General features: G+C 61.9%; 16 protein-coding genes and 1 pseudogene. 10 read left to right on the top strand and 7 right to left on the bottom strand.

The annotated features are described in order from the left end of the window. Window positions 1-45 precede the first annotated feature (45 nt). Window positions 46-1,200 carry an MFS transporter gene (locus tag RGV33_RS20225; protein WP_322145815.1) on the top strand — a complete coding sequence of 385 codons (1,155 nt, stop codon included), beginning with the start codon at window positions 46-48 and terminating at the stop codon, window positions 1,198-1,200. A gap of 4 nt (window positions 1,201-1,204) precedes the next feature. Here the strand turns inward: RGV33_RS20225 and nhaR are convergent, their stop codons facing one another. Then, window positions 1,205-2,107, bottom strand: a complete 903-nt coding sequence (nhaR, locus tag RGV33_RS20220; protein WP_003211241.1) for a transcriptional activator NhaR — start codon at window positions 2,105-2,107, stop codon at window positions 1,205-1,207. A 134-nt stretch (window positions 2,108-2,241) separates the two neighbouring features. Here nhaR and RGV33_RS20215 point away from each other — a divergent pair, with 134 nt between their 5' ends. From RGV33_RS20215 to mnmH, 4 genes are all read left to right on the top strand, one after another. After that, entirely contained in the window at window positions 2,242-2,496 is a 255-nt protein-coding gene (locus tag RGV33_RS20215) for a hypothetical protein (RefSeq protein WP_322145814.1), read from the top strand. 28 nt (window positions 2,497-2,524) lie between these two features. Beyond that, complete coding sequence (locus tag RGV33_RS20210; RefSeq protein ID WP_322145813.1) at window positions 2,525-3,271, top strand: TerC family protein; 747 nt, start codon at window positions 2,525-2,527, stop codon at window positions 3,269-3,271. An 84-nt stretch (window positions 3,272-3,355) separates the two neighbouring features. Next, on the top strand, window positions 3,356-4,390 hold the full coding sequence (gene selD, locus RGV33_RS20205) for a selenide, water dikinase SelD (protein ID WP_322145812.1): 1,035 nt from the start codon (window positions 3,356-3,358) through the stop codon (window positions 4,388-4,390). Then, window positions 4,390-5,493 carry a tRNA 2-selenouridine(34) synthase MnmH gene (gene mnmH / locus RGV33_RS20200; protein ID WP_322145811.1) on the top strand — a complete coding sequence of 368 codons (1,104 nt, stop codon included), beginning with the start codon at window positions 4,390-4,392 and terminating at the stop codon, window positions 5,491-5,493. Before selD ends, mnmH begins: the two co-directional genes overlap by 1 nt. Window positions 5,494-5,621: 128 nt before the next feature. Here the strand turns inward: mnmH and RGV33_RS20195 are convergent, their stop codons facing one another. Further along, window positions 5,622-6,677 (bottom strand): permease, encoded by a 1,056-nt coding sequence (locus tag RGV33_RS20195; protein WP_322145810.1) that lies wholly within the window; start codon window positions 6,675-6,677, stop codon window positions 5,622-5,624. Between the two features lie 211 nt (window positions 6,678-6,888). After that, window positions 6,889-7,590 carry a histidine phosphatase family protein gene (locus RGV33_RS20190; RefSeq protein WP_322145809.1) on the bottom strand — a complete coding sequence of 234 codons (702 nt, stop codon included), beginning with the start codon at window positions 7,588-7,590 and terminating at the stop codon, window positions 6,889-6,891. A 218-nt stretch (window positions 7,591-7,808) separates the two neighbouring features. On the opposite strand from RGV33_RS20190, the gene RGV33_RS20185 reads away from it, so the two are divergent. Together RGV33_RS20185 and RGV33_RS20180 are read left to right on the top strand one after the other, a co-directional pair. Then, entirely contained in the window at window positions 7,809-8,507 is a 699-nt protein-coding gene (locus RGV33_RS20185) for a glutathione S-transferase N-terminal domain-containing protein (RefSeq protein ID WP_322145808.1), read from the top strand. An 8-nt stretch (window positions 8,508-8,515) separates the two neighbouring features. Further along, entirely contained in the window at window positions 8,516-9,358 is an 843-nt protein-coding gene (locus RGV33_RS20180; RefSeq protein WP_322145807.1) for a PhzF family phenazine biosynthesis protein, read from the top strand. On the opposite strand, the gene RGV33_RS20175 is transcribed toward RGV33_RS20180, so the two are convergent. Next, window positions 9,355-9,975, bottom strand: coding sequence for a LysE family translocator (locus tag RGV33_RS20175; RefSeq protein ID WP_322145806.1), 621 nt, complete (start codon window positions 9,973-9,975; stop codon window positions 9,355-9,357). The two genes, RGV33_RS20180 and RGV33_RS20175, sit on opposite strands and share 4 nt — an antisense overlap. Window positions 9,976-10,137: 162 nt before the next feature. Between RGV33_RS20175 and hemB the strand changes: the two genes are divergently transcribed. Next, window positions 10,138-11,112, top strand: coding sequence for a porphobilinogen synthase (gene hemB / locus RGV33_RS20170; protein WP_322145805.1), 975 nt, complete (start codon window positions 10,138-10,140; stop codon window positions 11,110-11,112). A gap of 116 nt (window positions 11,113-11,228) precedes the next feature. Here the strand turns inward: hemB and RGV33_RS20165 are convergent. Beyond that, window positions 11,229-11,355 (bottom strand): annotated as a pseudogene (locus tag RGV33_RS20165) (LysE family translocator); the annotation flags it as partial. Between the two features lie 145 nt (window positions 11,356-11,500). Here RGV33_RS20165 and RGV33_RS20160 point away from each other — a divergent pair. Then, window positions 11,501-12,586 carry a DUF1615 domain-containing protein gene (locus tag RGV33_RS20160; RefSeq protein WP_322145804.1) on the top strand — a complete coding sequence of 362 codons (1,086 nt, stop codon included), beginning with the start codon at window positions 11,501-11,503 and terminating at the stop codon, window positions 12,584-12,586. 1 nt (window position 12,587) lies between these two features. Here RGV33_RS20160 and RGV33_RS20155 read toward each other — a convergent pair whose 3' ends face one another. Beyond that, window positions 12,588-14,171 (bottom strand): methyl-accepting chemotaxis protein, encoded by a 1,584-nt coding sequence (locus RGV33_RS20155; RefSeq protein ID WP_322145803.1) that lies wholly within the window; start codon window positions 14,169-14,171, stop codon window positions 12,588-12,590. 254 nt (window positions 14,172-14,425) lie between these two features. On the opposite strand from RGV33_RS20155, the gene RGV33_RS20150 reads away from it, so the two are divergent. Beyond that, the gene (locus tag RGV33_RS20150; RefSeq protein ID WP_322145802.1) at window positions 14,426-14,845 is read left to right on the top strand and encodes a PaaI family thioesterase; all 420 of its coding nucleotides are present in this window, start codon (window positions 14,426-14,428) and stop codon (window positions 14,843-14,845) included. A gap of 177 nt (window positions 14,846-15,022) precedes the next feature. Here RGV33_RS20150 and RGV33_RS20145 read toward each other — a convergent pair whose 3' ends face one another. Next, window positions 15,023-16,204 carry an acetyl-CoA C-acetyltransferase gene (locus tag RGV33_RS20145; protein ID WP_322145801.1) on the bottom strand — a complete coding sequence of 394 codons (1,182 nt, stop codon included), beginning with the start codon at window positions 16,202-16,204 and terminating at the stop codon, window positions 15,023-15,025. Window positions 16,205-16,213 lie beyond the last annotated feature (9 nt).

Below are 16,213 nucleotides of genomic sequence, written 5' to 3'. Positions count from 1 at the left end.
GGCCTTCCGGGCTTTCGTTGATGTCGCTGTTTTCTGGAGTTTTTAATGCTGTTTCCGATTTTGCTGTTGTCAGCGGCCGGTTTTACCGTGCTGACCACAGAGTTCATCATCGTCGGCCTGTTGCCAGCCATCGCTTCGGACCTTGACGTGAGCGTGTCCCAGGCCGGTTTACTGGTGACGCTGTTTGCCTTTACGGTGGCGGCGTTTGGCCCGTTCCTCACCGCGTATTTCGCGCGGTTCGAGCGCAAGCGGCTGTTTATCACGATCCTGATCATGTTCGGGCTGGCCAACACCCTGGCGGCGATGGCGTTGAATATCTGGGTCATGTCCCTGGCGCGGTTGATCCCGGCGTTGGGGTTACCGGTGTTCTGGGCCCTGGCCAGTGAGACGGCGGTAGACATCGTGGGCCCGGATTCCGCCGGCCGTGCGATTGAAAAGATCGGCTTCGGGATCGTTTGTGCCACGGTCTTCGGCATCCCGGTGGGCACGCTGATTTCCGATATGTTCGGCTGGCGCACCGCCTTTGGCATTCTCGCGGTGGTGGCGTTCGCCAAGGCGCTGCTGCTGTTTATCTACTTGCCGAAGACGCGGGCGAAGAACGACCAGGCCAGCTTGCGCTCGCAGTTCAAGATCCTGCGCAGCCCTTTGATGCAGGGCCATATCCTGCTGTCGATCCTGGTGTTCAGCGGCATGTTCACCGCGTACACCTACCTGGCGGACATTCTCGAGCGCCTGGCGGGTTTCGATGGAACGCTGGTGGGCTGGTGCCTGATGGGCTTTGGCGCCGTGGGCCTGATCGGCAACTCATTGGGCGGGCGCATGGTCGACCGGCATCCGCTGATCGCCTCGATGGTGTTCTGCGGCTTCATGATCGCCGGCATGGTGGCGCTGGTGCCCGCCATCCACTCCACCGTCGGGCTGGCGGCGGCGATGGCCGTGTGGGGCGTGACCCAGGCGGCATTGTTTTTGGTCAGCCATGTGCGGCTGATGAAGGCCGCGCCTCATGCGCCGGCGTTTGCTGCCTCGCTGAACATTGCCGGGGCCAACCTGGGGATTGGGCTGGGAGCATTGGTGGGTGGGCATGTGATCGACACCCTGGGCCTGGGCAGCCTGGGGTTTGCCGCCGCCGGTTTTATCCTGCTGTCGATCCTGCTGGCGCTGTGGCTGATGACCGCCAAGACCCGCTCCGTCTGCGCCTGAGCCGTCAGGGCAGGGAGGTAAACAACTCCCGTCTTGCACCTTCGGTAATCGCCACGATACCGGGGTGCTTGACCTTGCGTTCCACCGAGATCGCATAAAATGACTCGGTCACCGCATCCGTCTGGCCGATCAGCGCCACGCCGTACTGGCGCTCCACCTCGTCGGCAATCACGCTGGGTGCGATAAAAATCCCGCTGCCGGATTGGCCAAACGCCTGCATCAACGCGCTGTCGTCGAACTCCCCGACAATCCGTGGCTGAATCTGCTGCTCGGCAAACCAGCGCAGCAACCGGCTGCGCACCACCGTCTCCGCCCCTGGAATCAACAGCGGCGCACCCTGCAGGCACTGTGGGAAATCGCCGCGATGCTGGTCAGCCAATGCCTGGGTCGCAAAAAAACTGATCCCGCATTCCCCCAGCTTCTGGCTGTAGCCCTTGATGTCCAGGTGCGGGGGCATCGGGCTATCGGAGATCACCAGGTCCAGGCGCTGAATCGCCAGGTCCGCCAACAAGCGCTCAAGCTTGTCTTCACGGCAGGTGATGCGGATCGGCTCACTCAGCTCCATGGTCGGCGCAATCAGCCGATAGACGATGGACTTGGGCACCACATCCGCCACGCCGACCCGGAACAGGATCTGCTGCTCATTGGGCTGGGTGCGCAGCATCGCTTCAAGCTCATTGCCCAGCTGAAACATTTGCTCGGCATAGGGCAGCGCCTGGCGCCCGGCTTCCGTCAGTTCCAGCTGGCGCCCGACCTTCTGAAACAACGCCACGCCAAACGTCTGTTCCAGCAGGCTGATCTGCCCGCTGATAGTCTGCGGCGTGAGGTTCAGTTGCTCGCAGGCGCGCACGATGCTGCCGGTCTTGGCAACGACCCAGAAGTAGTGCAGTTGTCGATAATTGAGCATGGCGGCCAACACTTCGTGAAAACCGAAGTATAAACGAAAAAAATACGAATTTTCCTGAAGTGTTTGGCTGCATAGAATGCGTCGCTATCGAGGGGCCACTACTTGGACCCGACGGTTCTAACGAGGAACGCATCATGAAACTCAATTCCCTGGGCGCAACGGCGTTACTTGCGCTTTCATTAGTGATGCTCAGTGGCTGTGACCAAGCGGAAAAAAGCGCGCAACAACTGCTGGGTAAAGCCACCGAGTCGGCCAAGCAAGTGATTGACGACACCCACCAGGCTGCCGAGCAGGCCTTGAGTGATGCGACCAAGGGCTTGATCGCCCCGCCGCAAAGCGAGGAGGAACAGGAACGCAAGAAGCCTGAGCCTGCCTCGCAAGAAACCTGATCCCCGAACATCACACCAGGACTGACCTATGGATTACCTTTTACAACTGGCCGCCAGCCCGACCGCATGGATCGCACTGGCCACCCTGATCGTAATGGAGATTGTGCTGGGGATCGACAACCTGATCTTTATCTCGATTCTCACCAACAAGTTGCCGGTGCAACACCGGGCCAAGGCCCGCCGCATCGGTATCAGCATGGCGTTGATCCTGCGTCTGGGCCTGTTGAGCACCATTGCCTTTATCGTGCAGTTGACCGAGCCGGTCATCGACATCCTGGGGCAGTCGTTCTCCTGGAAGGACATGATCCTGATCGCCGGTGGCCTGTTCCTGGTGTGGAAGGCAACCACCGAGATCCATCACAGCATGGACCCTGAAAAGGAACATGTAGATACCGGAGCGCCGAGCGTGACCCTGGGCTTCGCTTCTGCGATTGGCCAGATCCTGCTGCTGGACATGGTGTTTTCCATCGACAGCATCATCACCGCGGTGGGCATGACCGAGCACTTGCCGATCATGATCATTGCCGTGGTGGTCTCGGTGATCGTGATGCTGGTCGCGGCCGAGCCGTTGGCCAAGTTCATCAACGACAACCCGACTATTGTGATGCTGGCCTTGGGCTTCCTGATCATGATCGGCATGACGCTGATCGCCGAAGGTTTCGGCGCGCATGTTCCAAAAGGCTATGTGTATGCGGCCATGGCGTTCTCGGCGGCTATCGAGTGCTTGAACATGATGCGACGCAACCGGCATAAACGGCTTGCTGCCAAACACTAAGGGCTGAACATAAAGGCCGACTGCATGCAGTCGGCCTTTTGCTGTCTGCTAGAATCCGCCCACTTGACGCCTTGAGGGACACCCATGAACGAGCCTATTCGCCTGACCCAATACAGCCACGGTGCGGGTTGCGGTTGCAAGATTTCACCTCAGGTACTGGAAGTGATCCTCGCCGGCAGTGGCGCGCAGAACCTCGACCCCAAGCTCTGGGTTGGCAACGCTTCGCGCGATGACGCGGCGGTGTATGCCATCGACGAGGAGCGCGGCGTGGTCTCCACCACCGATTTTTTCATGCCGATTGTCGATGACCCCTTCGACTTCGGCCGCATTGCCGCCACCAACGCCATCAGCGATATCTACGCCATGGGCGGCGATCCGTTGATGGCCATCGCGATTCTTGGCTGGCCGGTCAACGTACTGGCCCCGGAAATTGCCCGGGAAGTGATCCGCGGCGGCCGCTCGGTGTGTGACGCGGCCGGGATTGCGCTGGCTGGCGGCCACTCTATCGACGCCCCCGAGCCGATCTTCGGCCTGGCCGTTACCGGGCTGGTGGAAAAACGCCACATGAAGCGCAACGACACCGCCACAGCGGGTTGCCAGCTGTACCTGACCAAACCCTTGGGCATCGGCATCCTGACCACCGCAGAAAAGAAGGGCAAGCTGCGCGAGGCCGACATCGGCCTGGCCCGTGACTGGATGTGCACCCTCAACAAGCCCGGCAGCCGTTTTGGCAAGCTGGCCGGTGTAACGGCCATGACTGACGTCACCGGTTTCGGCCTGCTGGGCCACCTGGTGGAAATGGCCGACGGCAGCCACCTGACGGCGCGCATCGAGTACGAAAAAGTCCCACGCCTGCCCGGGGTTGAGTACTACCTTGAGCAAGGCTGTGTACCTGGCGGCACCTTGCGCAACTTCGACAGCTATGCGAGCAAGCTCGGGCGCCTGAATGAGCTGCACAAGCGCGTGCTATGCGACCCGCAAACCAGCGGCGGCCTGCTGGTGGCGGTCACCCCCGAAGGCAATGCCGAATTCCTCGCCGTGGCAGCGGAACTGGGCCTGGACCTTGAGCCGATCGGCGAACTGGTTGAGCGACAGACCAACGCGGTAGAGGTGTTCTGATGCCCGTCGACATCACCGATTACCGCGACATCTTTCTCAACGACCGGCCAATGATGGATACCCGCGCGCCGATCGAGTTCATCAAGGGCGCGTTTCCCGGGGTGGTCAACCTGCCGTTGATGACCGACGAGGAGCGTGAGCGGGTGGGCACCTGTTACAAGCAGCAGGGCCAGCAGGCGGCGATCGTCCTCGGTCACAAGTTGGTGTCCGGAGCGATCAAGGCTGAACGTATTGAGCAGTGGGCGCGCTTCGCCCGGGCCAATCCTGATGGCGTGCTGTATTGCTTTCGTGGCGGGATGCGTTCGCAGATTGCCCAGCAATGGTTGAAAACCGAGGCGGGTATCGACTACCCGCGCGTTGGTGGTGGCTACAAGGCCATGCGAACGTTCCTGCTTGATACCGTTGAAGACGCCACCGCGCAATGCGACTTCGTGTTGCTGGGCGGCATGACCGGCACCGGCAAGACCGAAGTGCTCGGCCAGTTGAGCAATGCCCTGGACCTGGAAGGCCACGCCAACCATCGCGGCTCCAGCTTCGGCAAGCGGGCCACCACCCAACCTTCTAACATCGACTTCGAAAACCGCCTGGCGGTGGACCTGCTGAAAAAGCGTGCCGCCGGTATCGAGCAGTTTGTGGTCGAGGATGAGAGCCGCATGATCGGCAGCTGCGCGCTGCCACTGCCGTTGCACAAGGGCATGCAGGGCTTTGCGATGGTCTGGCTGGAAGACAGCGTTGAAGGCCGCGTGGAGCGCATCCTGAAGGATTACGTAGTGGACCTCTGCGCCGAGTTTGTCGCGGTGTTTGGTGACACTGGCCAGGAACTGTTTGCCGAGCGCCTGACCCAAAGCCTGGGCAATATCCACAAGCGCCTGGGCGGTGAGCGGTTTGCGCGGTTGCACGCGGTGATGCAGGACGCCCTGGTAGAGCAGGCCCGCAGCGGCGCGGTGGAGATGCACCGTGGCTGGATTGAAGGGTTGTTGCGTGAGTACTACGACCCGATGTATGCGTTCCAGCGGGAAAGCAAAGGTGCGCGTATCGAGTTTGCGGGAGAGCAAGCGGCGGTGGTGGAGTATTTCCGGGACAGGCTCGCTCGGCGTAAGTAATTGATTGAGTTTGCCGGCCCTTTCGCGGGCAAGCCCGCTCCCACTTCGACCGCATTTATCCTGTAGGAATGCAGTCAAAATGTGGGAGCGGGCTTGCCCGCGAAGGGGCCCCCAACTTCACCCAATAACTAAAGGATAAACGCCCCGATCAGCCCACACGCCACGCCCATCAGCATGGTCAGGCCGGCCACGGTCACCAGCACCCGCGCATCGAAATCCTTGCGCAGCATCAGCAGCGACGGCAGGCTCACGCTCGGCAGGGTCATCAGCAAGGCCACGGCGGGGCCGGTGCCCATGCCGAGGGTCATCATGGTTTGCACGATCGGGATTTCGGCAGCAGTCGGGATCACAAACAGCGTGCCGACAATCGCCAGCGGCACCAGCCACACCAGGCTGTTGGCCATTGCGCCGTCAACATGGGGAAACAGCCACACCCGCGCCGCGCCCAGGATCAGCACCGCCAGGATGTACACCGGAATCGTGCTCCAGAACAGCTGCCACAAGGTGCGTAGCCAGCGGCTCAGGAACGGTTCGGTCTCGGTAAGGCTGGCTTGGGCCACGGCGTCCAGCGCAGCTTCCGGCACCTGCTCCGGCCGCGCGATGCGTTGCGCTACCAGCGACACGCCCACCACCAGTACGATCCCGGCCACCAACCGCAAGGCGGTAAAACCCCAGCCCAGCACGAAGCCCATGAACACCAGTGTCGCCGGGTTCAGCACCGGGTTGGCGATCCAGAAGGCCAGCGCGGCGCCTACCGAGACGTTTTGCCGACGCATGCCGGCGGCCACCGGAGCCGCGCAGCAACTGCACATCATCCCCGGCAAGGCGAACAACCCACCCCGCAAGGTAGACCCCAGCCCGGCGCGGCCAAACAGGCGCAACAGCCAGTCCCGCGGGATCAGCACTTGCAGCAGCGAACCAAGGATTACAGCCAGCACCGCGGCTTTCCAGATCGCCAGGAAATACACCTGGGCATAGGCCAGCGCCGCCGCCAGTGGTGCGCTTTGCTGATCGTTGAGGATCGAGGCGCCGATGCTGTGGTTATCCGCCGCAATAAACGCCTTGGCGTAGTAGGGCGACCATTTCACGTAGTAGAGACCGATACAGGCCACCAGCAGGAACAGCGCTGGTTTCCACCAGAAAGACCAACCCCTGGCAGGGTGGGTGGAGGAGAGGTTGGACATGTGGATGATCCGCAGGTGAGTCAATAGCGAGGCATCATACGCTGTACAAGGCCGCCCCCGAAGCATTGTGGCGAGGGAGCTTGCCGTGGCGAGGGAGCTTGCTCCCGCTGGGCTGCGAAGCGGCCCCAAAATTCTGGGAGCGCTTCGCACTCCAGCGGGAGCAAGCTCCCTCGCCACAGCAAGCTCCCTCGCCACGGTTCTTCAGGGGCGGTCAGATATCGGCGCTGACTTGCGTCGCCTCCGGGCACGTCTGCTGGCCGTTATCCAGGCCCTGCTTGTAATTGCGGCTGAACAGAGTGGCCTTGCCGTTGTGCCACGTCAGGGTCAGCACATACAAGGTATCGAAATCGCTGCCGGACCAATCGTCGGTAATCACGTGTTTTTCACCCACCGCTTCACTGGCCACCTTGTTGATCAGGTCCGGCAGGTAGCCGTGGGACCAAGCGGTGTAGATGACGGCGTTGTGGTACTTGTCTTCCACCAATTCGTCCGCCAGGGCGCTGGTGTCATTGGCCGAGAACTTGATGTTCACCGGCAACCCGAGCTTGATGGCGCTGGGGCTGATGGTCATCAATGGGCGGATGTAGCTGTAGGAGTTGTCTTTTTCGCCTTCCTCGACATTACGCGTCGGGTTGGGCGCGAACACGAAGTTGGCTTTGCCGAACTTTTCTGGCAGCACGGTGGCCAGGTTCATCGCGCGGTTCAGGCCCTGGCAGTTGAGTTGGCCAAGGCCGCCGGCAGGTTTTTCGCCGTGGCGCAGGAACACCAGGGTTTGCACGCCGTCGACAGGCTGGGCGCGGCTGATCCTGGATTCAAGGGTCAGGCCGACAGCAGCGGTGACCAGCAATACCGGCAACAGGACGTAGGTGTAGCGTTTAAGACGTTTGGCAAGGCACAGAGGCTTGATGGTCATGATGGTTCTAAGTCTCGGTGCGAGGAATCGGGGCGAGCAAGCCCGGCCAGCGGGCGCTCTGTAAGAGTGCCCCGAGGCAGTTTGGTTCGTTTCGCAGGGGAGATGGGGCGGCATCCTTGCCGTTTGCAGCAGATTAACCGGCGGATGTTGCGGATTTAAGACGGGTGCAGGACGCCCATCAAGCCACTATTATCAGGGCATCTATCAGGAGTTATGCAATGAACTCACTTTCCGACTTCCCCATCAGCGCCAAATGGCCTGCCCTGCACCCCGAGCGCCTGCAGTTGTACTCGTTGCCAACGCCCAACGGAGTCAAGGTGTCGATCATGCTGGAGGAGCTTGGGTTGCCGTACGAGGCGCACAAGGTCAGCTTCGAGACCCAGGACCAGCTCTCCAGCGAATTCCTGTCGCTGAACCCGAACAACAAGATCCCGGCGATCATTGACCCCAACGGCCCGGGTGGCCAGGCGCTGGGGTTGTTCGAGTCGGGCGCGATCCTGATCTACCTCGCCGAGAAGAGTGGCGAACTGCTGCCCGAAGACCCGGCAATGCGCTACGAAACGATCCAGTGGCTGATGTTCCAGATGGCCGGTATCGGGCCGATGTTCGGCCAGTTGGGCTTCTTCAACAAATTCGCCGGTGCGGCCTACGAGGATAAACGCCCGCGTGACCGCTACGTGGCCGAGTCGCGCCGCCTGCTGGAGGTGCTGGAAAAACGCCTGCTGGGCCGTACCTGGATCATGGGCGACGAGTACAGCATTGCCGACATCGCCACCTTCCCGTGGGTGCGCAACCTGATCGGTTTCTATGAGTCTGGCGAACTGGTGGGCATTACCGACTTCCCGAACGTACTGCGGGCCCTGGACGGTTTTGTCGCCCGGCCAGCCGTGATCCGTGGCTTGAACATCCCAGCATAAGGAACCGCATGCCTTCTTTCGACTTCAAACAGCTCGACGTTTTCAGCGACGTGGCGCTCAAGGGCAACCCGCTGGCCGTGGTGCTGGGTGCCGACAGCCTGAGCGACCAGCAAATGGCGGATTTTGCCAACTGGACCAACCTCAGTGAAACCACGTTTTTGCTCAAGCCCCGTGATCCACGGGCGGATTACCGCGTAAGAATCTTCACCACCCTCAAGGAATTGCCGTTTGCCGGCCATCCGACCCTCGGCAGTTGCCATGCCTGGTTACAGGCCGGCGGCCAACCGGCTGGCGAGCAGATCGTGCAGGAATGTGAAATCGGCCTGGTACACATCCGTCGCCAAGGCGCCGAGCTGGCGTTTATCGCGCCACCGCTGTTGCGCTCCGGCCCGCTGGAGCCCGAATTGGTGGAACGTGTTCGACGGGCATTGGCCCTGGAACCCGGGGCGATTGTGCGCAGCCAGTGGGTGGATAACGGCGCGGGTTGGCTGGCGGTGATGCTGGCTGATCGGGAACAGGTACTGGCGCTGCGTCCGGACTATTCACAGTTGGAGGGGTTGGCCGTGGGCGTGATTGCCCCATGGAACCCGGAGCGTGATGGTGATGAGGCGCAATTTGAAGTGCGTGCCTTTATTGCCGGCGATGGTGCGCCGGAAGACCCGGCCACCGGCAGCCTGAATGCCGGTGTCGCCCAGTGGTTGCTGGGCGAAGGCCTGGCACCCAGCCGCTATGTGGTCAGCCAGGGCACCGCCATGGGCCGCGCCGGGCGCATCCGCGTGGAGCAGAGCGGTGAGCAGATCTGGGTCGGCGGCGCGGTGGCGGTGTGTATTGAAGGGCAGTTGAACCTTTAACGGTTGTTGGCGGCCAGCTTGATCCCAAACCCGATCAACGCCAGGCCTGCCACGCGGGTTGCGATTTTACGCGCCAGCGCAAAGGTTCGCAGGCGGATCACCAGCGCGTTGCCTACCAGCACCAGCAGCGCCTGGTACACAAAGCCGATCAGCGTGACGTGCACCATCATCGCCACCAAGGTGCTGCTGGGCGAATCCGGGCGGATGAACAACGGAAAAAACGCCACGAAAAACAGGATCACCTTGGGGTTGGTCAGGCTCACCGCAATGGCCCGGCGAAAGTAGATCCAGCCGGAGCGTTGCGGTTCTTGGCCGACCACATCACGGTTGACCGGGGTGAGCAGCAGTTGCAGGCCCATCCAGCAGAGGTAAGCCGCACCGGCCCATTGCAGTGCCATGAACAGCATCGGGTTGGCTTTCATCAGGGCCGCTAGGCCTGCGGAAGCAGCGAGCATGAAGATCAAATCGCCCAGCACCGTACCGAACACCGCGCCAAATCCGGCGCGGATGCCATTGCGCGCCGTGGCATGCAGGATGGCAAAGGTGCCTGGCCCCGGGATCAACTGGAAGATCAGGATGGCCGCGATAAAACTGCCGTAGTTCTGGATATCAAACATGCCGAGCGCTCCTTTGCTGTTTTGCCGAGCATAGCCGCAAACATCATTGTTACGGAATAAGAAAAGCACTGTTATCGAACGGACGTTTGTGCTCCCGGTCAATCCGGGCATAAGCTTTCGCCCTTAAGCTATGTGCCTCGGCCCTTTTTTTCAGGAGCATCAATGTCCAGCCAGTTCCCCGAAGCCCGTCCACGCCGCCTGCGCCGCTCTGCGCAGTTGCGTGGCTTGTTCCAGGAAAGTGAGTTCACCCTCAACGACCTGGTGCTGCCGATCTTCGTTGAAGAAGAAATCGACGACTTCGTACCGATCACCAGCATGCCCGGGGTGCAGCGCATTCCCGAGTCGAAGCTGGCCTTCGAGATCGAACGCTATGCCAACGCCGGCATCAAGTCGGTGATGACCTTCGGCGTGTCCCACCACCTGGATGCTACGGGCAGTGACACCTGGCAAGAGCGTGGCCTGGTCTCGCGCATGTCCTCGATCATCAAGGACGCGGTGCCGGAAATGATCGTGATGTCCGACACCTGCTTCTGCGAGTACACCGACCACGGCCATTGTGGCGTGATGCACGGCGCCGAGGTCGACAACGACCGCACCTTGGTCAACCTTGGCAAACAGGCCGTGGCCGCCGCCCGCGCCGGTGCCGATGTAATCGCGCCGTCTGCTGCAATGGACGGGCAGGTGCAGGCGATTCGCCGGGCGCTGGATGAAGCGGGTTTCAGCCATATTCCGATCATGGCCTACTCCACCAAATTCGCCTCGGCTCTTTACGGCCCCTTCCGCGAAGCTGGCGGCAGCGCGCTCAAGGGCGACCGCAAGAGCTACCAGATGAACCCGATGAACCGCCGCGAAGCGGTACGTGAATCGTTGCTGGATGAGCAGGAAGGCGCCGATGCGTTGATGGTCAAGCCGGCCGGCGCTTACCTGGACATCATCCGCGACATCCGCGAAGCCTCGCGTTTGCCGGTGGCGGCGTACCAGGTCAGCGGCGAGTACGCGATGATCAAGTTCGGTGCCCAGGCGGGCGCCATCGATGAAGCCCGCGTGGTACGGGAAACCCTGGGTTCGATCAAGCGCGCTGGTGCAGACTTGATCTTCACCTACTTTGCAATGGACCTGGCACTGGCCGGGATCTAAGTAACCTGTGGCGAGGGAGCTTGCTCCCGCTGGGGCGCGCAGCGGCCCTGAAAATGGGCCTGCTGCGCAGTCCAGCGGGAGCAAGCTCCCTCGCCACTAGGAGCCTGTTCGCTGCTGCCCGGCGCGGCGAATACGCTGGCGCGCTTGCCGGCGGTCAGCCCCGGTGGGCACGGTGAAGATTACGCCGGTGCCGGGAATCAGTACGACGATCAGGCAGGTGGTCAGGAAGTTCAGGCTGAACATGGCATTCAAACGCCTTGCAGGAACGACGGGTGCCTGATCCTTCATGTTCTGCATTCATTGGCGAGTGCAGCAGGACGGCGAACCCCGGTTAGACTTTCCGGTCGATATCTGCCAAGACTGGCCCATCGTCGCCCAAGGAAGCCCCATGCATTCGTCTCGCCTGATCCTGTGCCTCACCACCTTGCTGGTGCTGGCCGGCTGCTCCAGCCAGCGCACGCAGCCACTGCCCGAGCGCAGCGAAGCCGAGGTGAAGGCACAGGTCGTGCGGCTGATGCCGGCCAGCGTGCCGGATCGTGGCGGCTGGGCCCAAGACATCTACACCGCCTTCAATACGCAGAAAATCTACCCCAGTACCGAAAACATCTGCGCCGTGCTGGCCGTGACCGAGCAGGAGTCCACCTATCAGGTCGACCCGCCGGTGCCGAACATGGGCAAGATCGCCCAGGACGAAATCCTGCGCCGCGCCGCTAAAGTCCATGTGCCGGCGGTGCTGGTGCGCACGGCACTGCAACTACGCTCGCCCACCGGCAAGTCCTACGCCGAGCGCTTGAGTGCTGCGCGTACCGAGCGGGATTTGAGTGGGATCTTTGACGATTTCATCAGCGTCGTGCCCTTGGGCAATACCCTGTTTGGCGGCTTCAACCCGGTGCATACCGCAGGCCCGATGCAGGTCAGCATCGACTTCGCACAAAAACAGGCGCGGGATTACCCCTACACCGTGGATGGCAGCATCCGCCGAGAAGTGTTCACCCGTCGGGGCGGCATGTACTTTGGCATCACCCATCTGCTGGGCTACCCGGTGCACTACGACCAGATGCTGTACCGCTTCGCCGATTTCAATGCCGGTTGGTACGCTAGCCGCAACGCCGCATTCCAGGCGGCGGTCAGCCGGGTCTCGGGTACCACGCTGGCGCTGGACGGCGACTTGATCAACTATGGCTCGTTCCTGCCGGGCACCACCGAACTGGCAGTACGCTCCCTGGGCAAGGCGCTGGACATGCGCAACCCAAGCATTCGCAGCCAGCTGGAGCAGGGCGAGCGCCTGGACTTTGAAGACACCACACTGTACCAGCGCGTGTTCGCCCTGGCCGACAAGGCCGCCGGCAAACCACTGCCACGGGCGATCCTGCCGGGCATTGTGCTGAAAAGCCCGAAAATCACCCGCAACCTCACCACGGCCTGGTTCGCCAAGCGCGTGGATGAGCGTTATCAGCGCTGCCTGAGGCGCTGATTTAAAGCCTGAAGGTGCTCACCAGGTTTTGCAAGTGAACGCCCAGGCGCGCCAGTTCGGTACTGGAGGCAGCTGTTTCGTCGCTGGCGGCTGCCGTTTGCTCGGAAATGTCGCGCACGTTGATCACGCTGCGATTGATCTCCTCGGCCACCGCACTTTGCTGCTCGGCGGCGGCCGCGATTTGCAGGTTCATTGACTCGATATCCGCTACGCAACGGCTGATGCTGGCCAGCGAAGTGCCGGCCTGGCGGGTCAGTTCCACGCTGCTGTCGGTCAAGGTGCGGCTGTTTTCCAGGCGCTGGGCGACTTGCTGGGTGCCGTGGTGCAAACCGCTGATCAGCCCCTCGATTTCCTCGGTTGAGGTTTGGGTGCGTTGAGCCAGGCTGCGCACTTCATCCGCTACCACCGCAAAACCACGCCCGGCTTCGCCCGCACGGGCGGCTTCGATCGCGGCGTTCAACGCCAGCAGGTTGGTTTGCTGGGCCACCGACTTGATCACATCCAGTACGGTGCCGATCTTGGCGCTTTCGCGCTTGAGTCCGTCCATGGCCTCGGTCGAATGCCCGACCTCAGTGGCCAGCCGGCTGATCTGTTCAATCGCCTGATTGACCACCTGGTCACTGGCCCGCGCTTCGTGGCCGGCGTTCACGGCGGCGCTGGACGCCTGCTCGGCGCTGCGTGCGACTTCCTGCACGGTCGCCGTCATCTCGTTCATCGCGGTCGCCACCTGATCGGTCTCGACCTTCTGGCTGTTGACGCCGGCACTGGTTTGCTCGGTGACGGCCGATAATTCCTCGGCTGCGCTGGCGATCTGCACCACACCGTCACGCAACTCGCCGATCAAGCGGCGCAGGTTCAGTGTCATGCGCTGCATGCTGGCCTGCAACAGCCCCAACTCGTCGCGCCGGGACACGTGGATGTCCTGGCTCAAATCACCCGAGGCCACCCGTTCGGCGTTTTTCAGGGTTTCCATCAACGGCGTGACGATCAACCGGGTAATGATCCAGGCGGCCAGGATGCCGATCACCAGCGCCAGGGCCGAGGCGCCGAACAACAGTTGCCCGGCGACTTTTACTTCCTGGTCGCGTTTCTCGGTTTGCGTGTCTGACAGTTGCTTGCAGGCTTCAAACAGGCTCGCGATGTCGGCGTTCAAGGCTGCCTGGGCCTGCCTGGATTTATCCTCGTCGTGGGCATCGGTGGCGCTGGCGAAGTTCTGGAAGTGCGCGCGATAGTTTCTGATTGCAGCCTGGCCCTGTTGAATCCAGCGCTGGTCTTCGGGAGCCTTGAGCATCGCGTCGACCAAGCCGATTCGACGATCCAGGTCATCCAGGACTTTTACCACCGCCGCGGCATTCAAGGCTTCGGGCTTGAGCGTGTAACTCAAGCGAGCGATGCGCACGTCGCGGGAGTCATCATTGAGCTTGGCGATCGTGCTGAGCTTTACCCCCCGCACGCCAAGGTTGCCCAGCCCAGTCCAGCCGGTGATTGCAATCAACACAGTCAGTATCAATACGAGTGCAAAACCCAAGGTCAATTTCGCCCTGACGCTCACATTACCCAACATCTTTGCAGCCGAATTCAACATTGCGACATCCATGCGATTAAGAGTTTTTAGGCGGGAGGGGGCCATCAGGACGTGTTGGTCAGGTTGCGACCCTGCCGTGCAGCTGACCTATATCGACAGGGCAGGCAGAAAGATGAAGGAGTTATTACAAAAAGTTTCTGGATGCGCGGGCACGTTCCTGGAGGCTTATCCCACGGGATTTACCAGGTTGATGATGATGGTTGCCGGCCGCTGGCTGCGTTACACCCATGGCTCATCACACGGAAGGCCACTTTATGAGCACTCTCGCCGTCCCCGAAGGCTTCACTCGTTTGTCGCGCAGCAGCCCGCTGCTGGACCTGCTTGGTCCGGTGTATTGCCGTGGCGAAGGCTTGCAACTGGAGATCGGCCTGCGCGCCGACAACCGCCATGCCAACGGGCGCGGCACCGTGCATGGCGGCGTATTGGCCACGCTGGCGGATGTGGGCATGGGCTACGCCATGGCGTTTTCCAGTGAACCGCCGCTGCCGTTGATCACGGCGAGCATGACCCTGGATTATCTCGGGGCAGTGCAGGTGGGGGAGTGGATCGAGGTGCGGCTGGAGCACCACAAACGCGGTCGGCAGATGGCATTTGCCACGGTCAGCGTGCAGGTTGGAGAGAAGGTGGTGGTGCGGGCCAATGCAGTATTTGCGGTGCCCCAGGCGCGGGACTGACCGCTCGCAGCCTGTAGTGAGGGGGCTTGCCCCCCGATGGGCTGCGCAGCGGCCCCCAAAAACCTGCGATGAGTTCTACCTCAAACACCGAGGTCAATTTATTGGGGCTGCTACGCAGCCCAACGGGGGACAAGCCCCCTCACCACAGGCCGAGCCTTTTCATCATGGGCTTGGAAATCAGCCGCGTTCGAGCGCCAGTGCTACACCCTGACCGCCACCGATGCACAGTGTGGCCAAGCCTTTCTTGGCATCCCGCTTGATCATTTCATGCAGCAAGGTCACCAGCACGCGGCAGCCTGACGCGCCAATCGGGTGGCCGATGGCAATCGCGCCGCCGTTGACGTTGACCTTGGCCGCATCCCATTCCAGTTCTTTACCCACCGCCAGTGACTGTGCGGCAAAGGCTTCGTTGGCTTCGATCAGGTCCAGGTCGCCCAGGCTCCAGCCGGCCTTGTCCAGGCAGCGGCGGGTGGCCGATACCGGGCCAATGCCCATGATCGCCGGGTCGACGCCGGCGTTGGCGTAGCTGGCGATGCGGGCCAGCACTGGCAAGCCAAGTGCCTTGGCTTTATCGGCGCTCATCAGCAGCACCGCAGCGGCGCCATCGTTGAGGCTCGACGCATTGCCAGCGGTGACGCTGCCGTCTTTCTTGAAGGCCGGCTTGAGCTTTGCCAGGGACTCGGCGGTGGTGCCGGCGCGTGGCTGTTCATCCACCGCAAAGGCAATCGGGTCGCCCTTGCGCTGGGGAATCAGGATCGGTGTGATCTCGTCGCTGAAACGCCCGGCTTCAATGGCCGCCGTGGCTTTCTGCTGGGAGGCGGCGGCGAAGGCGTCCTGGGCTTCACGGCTGATGCCGTACTTGTCCACCAGATTCTCGGCGGTGATGCCCATGTGGTAGTCGTTGAACGCATCCCACAGGCCGTCGGTGATCATGCTGTCGAGCATCTTCGCGTGGCCCATGCGCAGGCCGGTACGGGCGGCCGGCAATACGTAGGGTGCCAGGCTCATGTTTTCCATGCCACCGGCGATGATCACCTGCGCGTCGCCGCAACGGATCGCTTGCGCGCCGAGGTGCAGCGCCTTGAGGCCCGAGCCGCAGACCTTGTTCAGGGTCATGGCCGGTACGGCGTGGGGCAGGCCAGCAAGAATGGAGGCCTGGCGGGCCGGGTTCTGGCCGCTGCCGGCGGTGAGCACCTGGCCAAGGATCACTTCATCCACCAGCGCAGGGTCGATGCCGGTTTGCTCCAGCAGGCGACGGATCACCGCAGCCCCCAGCTCCGGGGCGGGGATGCTCGCCAGCGAACCTTGGAAGCTGCCCACGGCGGTGCGGGTGGCAGCAACAATCACGACGTCTTGCATGGAATCTGT

Origin of the sequence: Pseudomonas sp. Bout1 (assembly GCF_034314165.1) — a bacterium.
Taxonomy (GTDB): Bacteria; Pseudomonadota; Gammaproteobacteria; order Pseudomonadales; family Pseudomonadaceae; genus Aquipseudomonas.
Note: the sequence above shows the minus strand (reverse complement) of the source record. Positions and strands in the feature narration are given on the sequence as shown.

Excerpts from the sequence above, each read along its gene's own strand:
- RGV33_RS20195 (WP_322145810.1), bottom strand. The coding sequence starts at position 6,677 with ATGTCCAACCTCTCCTCCACCCACCCTGCCAGGGGTTGGTCTTTCTGG.
- RGV33_RS20175 (WP_322145806.1), bottom strand. The coding sequence starts at position 9,975 with ATGTTTGATATCCAGAACTACGGCAGTTTTATCGCGGCCATCCTGATC.
- RGV33_RS20215 (WP_322145814.1), top strand. The coding sequence starts at position 2,242 with ATGAAACTCAATTCCCTGGGCGCAACGGCGTTACTTGCGCTTTCATTA.
- RGV33_RS20190 (WP_322145809.1), bottom strand. The coding sequence starts at position 7,590 with ATGACCATCAAGCCTCTGTGCCTTGCCAAACGTCTTAAACGCTACACC.
- selD (WP_322145812.1), top strand. The coding sequence starts at position 3,356 with ATGAACGAGCCTATTCGCCTGACCCAATACAGCCACGGTGCGGGTTGC.
- hemB (WP_322145805.1), top strand. The coding sequence starts at position 10,138 with ATGTCCAGCCAGTTCCCCGAAGCCCGTCCACGCCGCCTGCGCCGCTCT.
- nhaR (WP_003211241.1), bottom strand. The coding sequence starts at position 2,107 with ATGCTCAATTATCGACAACTGCACTACTTCTGGGTCGTTGCCAAGACC.
- RGV33_RS20155 (WP_322145803.1), bottom strand. The coding sequence starts at position 14,171 with ATGTTGAATTCGGCTGCAAAGATGTTGGGTAATGTGAGCGTCAGGGCG.
- mnmH (WP_322145811.1), top strand. The coding sequence starts at position 4,390 with ATGCCCGTCGACATCACCGATTACCGCGACATCTTTCTCAACGACCGG.
- RGV33_RS20180 (WP_322145807.1), top strand. The coding sequence starts at position 8,516 with ATGCCTTCTTTCGACTTCAAACAGCTCGACGTTTTCAGCGACGTGGCG.
- RGV33_RS20210 (WP_322145813.1), top strand. The coding sequence starts at position 2,525 with ATGGATTACCTTTTACAACTGGCCGCCAGCCCGACCGCATGGATCGCA.
- RGV33_RS20225 (WP_322145815.1), top strand. The coding sequence starts at position 46 with ATGCTGTTTCCGATTTTGCTGTTGTCAGCGGCCGGTTTTACCGTGCTG.
- RGV33_RS20160 (WP_322145804.1), top strand. The coding sequence starts at position 11,501 with ATGCATTCGTCTCGCCTGATCCTGTGCCTCACCACCTTGCTGGTGCTG.
- RGV33_RS20145 (WP_322145801.1), bottom strand. The coding sequence starts at position 16,204 with ATGCAAGACGTCGTGATTGTTGCTGCCACCCGCACCGCCGTGGGCAGC.
- RGV33_RS20185 (WP_322145808.1), top strand. The coding sequence starts at position 7,809 with ATGAACTCACTTTCCGACTTCCCCATCAGCGCCAAATGGCCTGCCCTG.
- RGV33_RS20150 (WP_322145802.1), top strand. The coding sequence starts at position 14,426 with ATGAGCACTCTCGCCGTCCCCGAAGGCTTCACTCGTTTGTCGCGCAGC.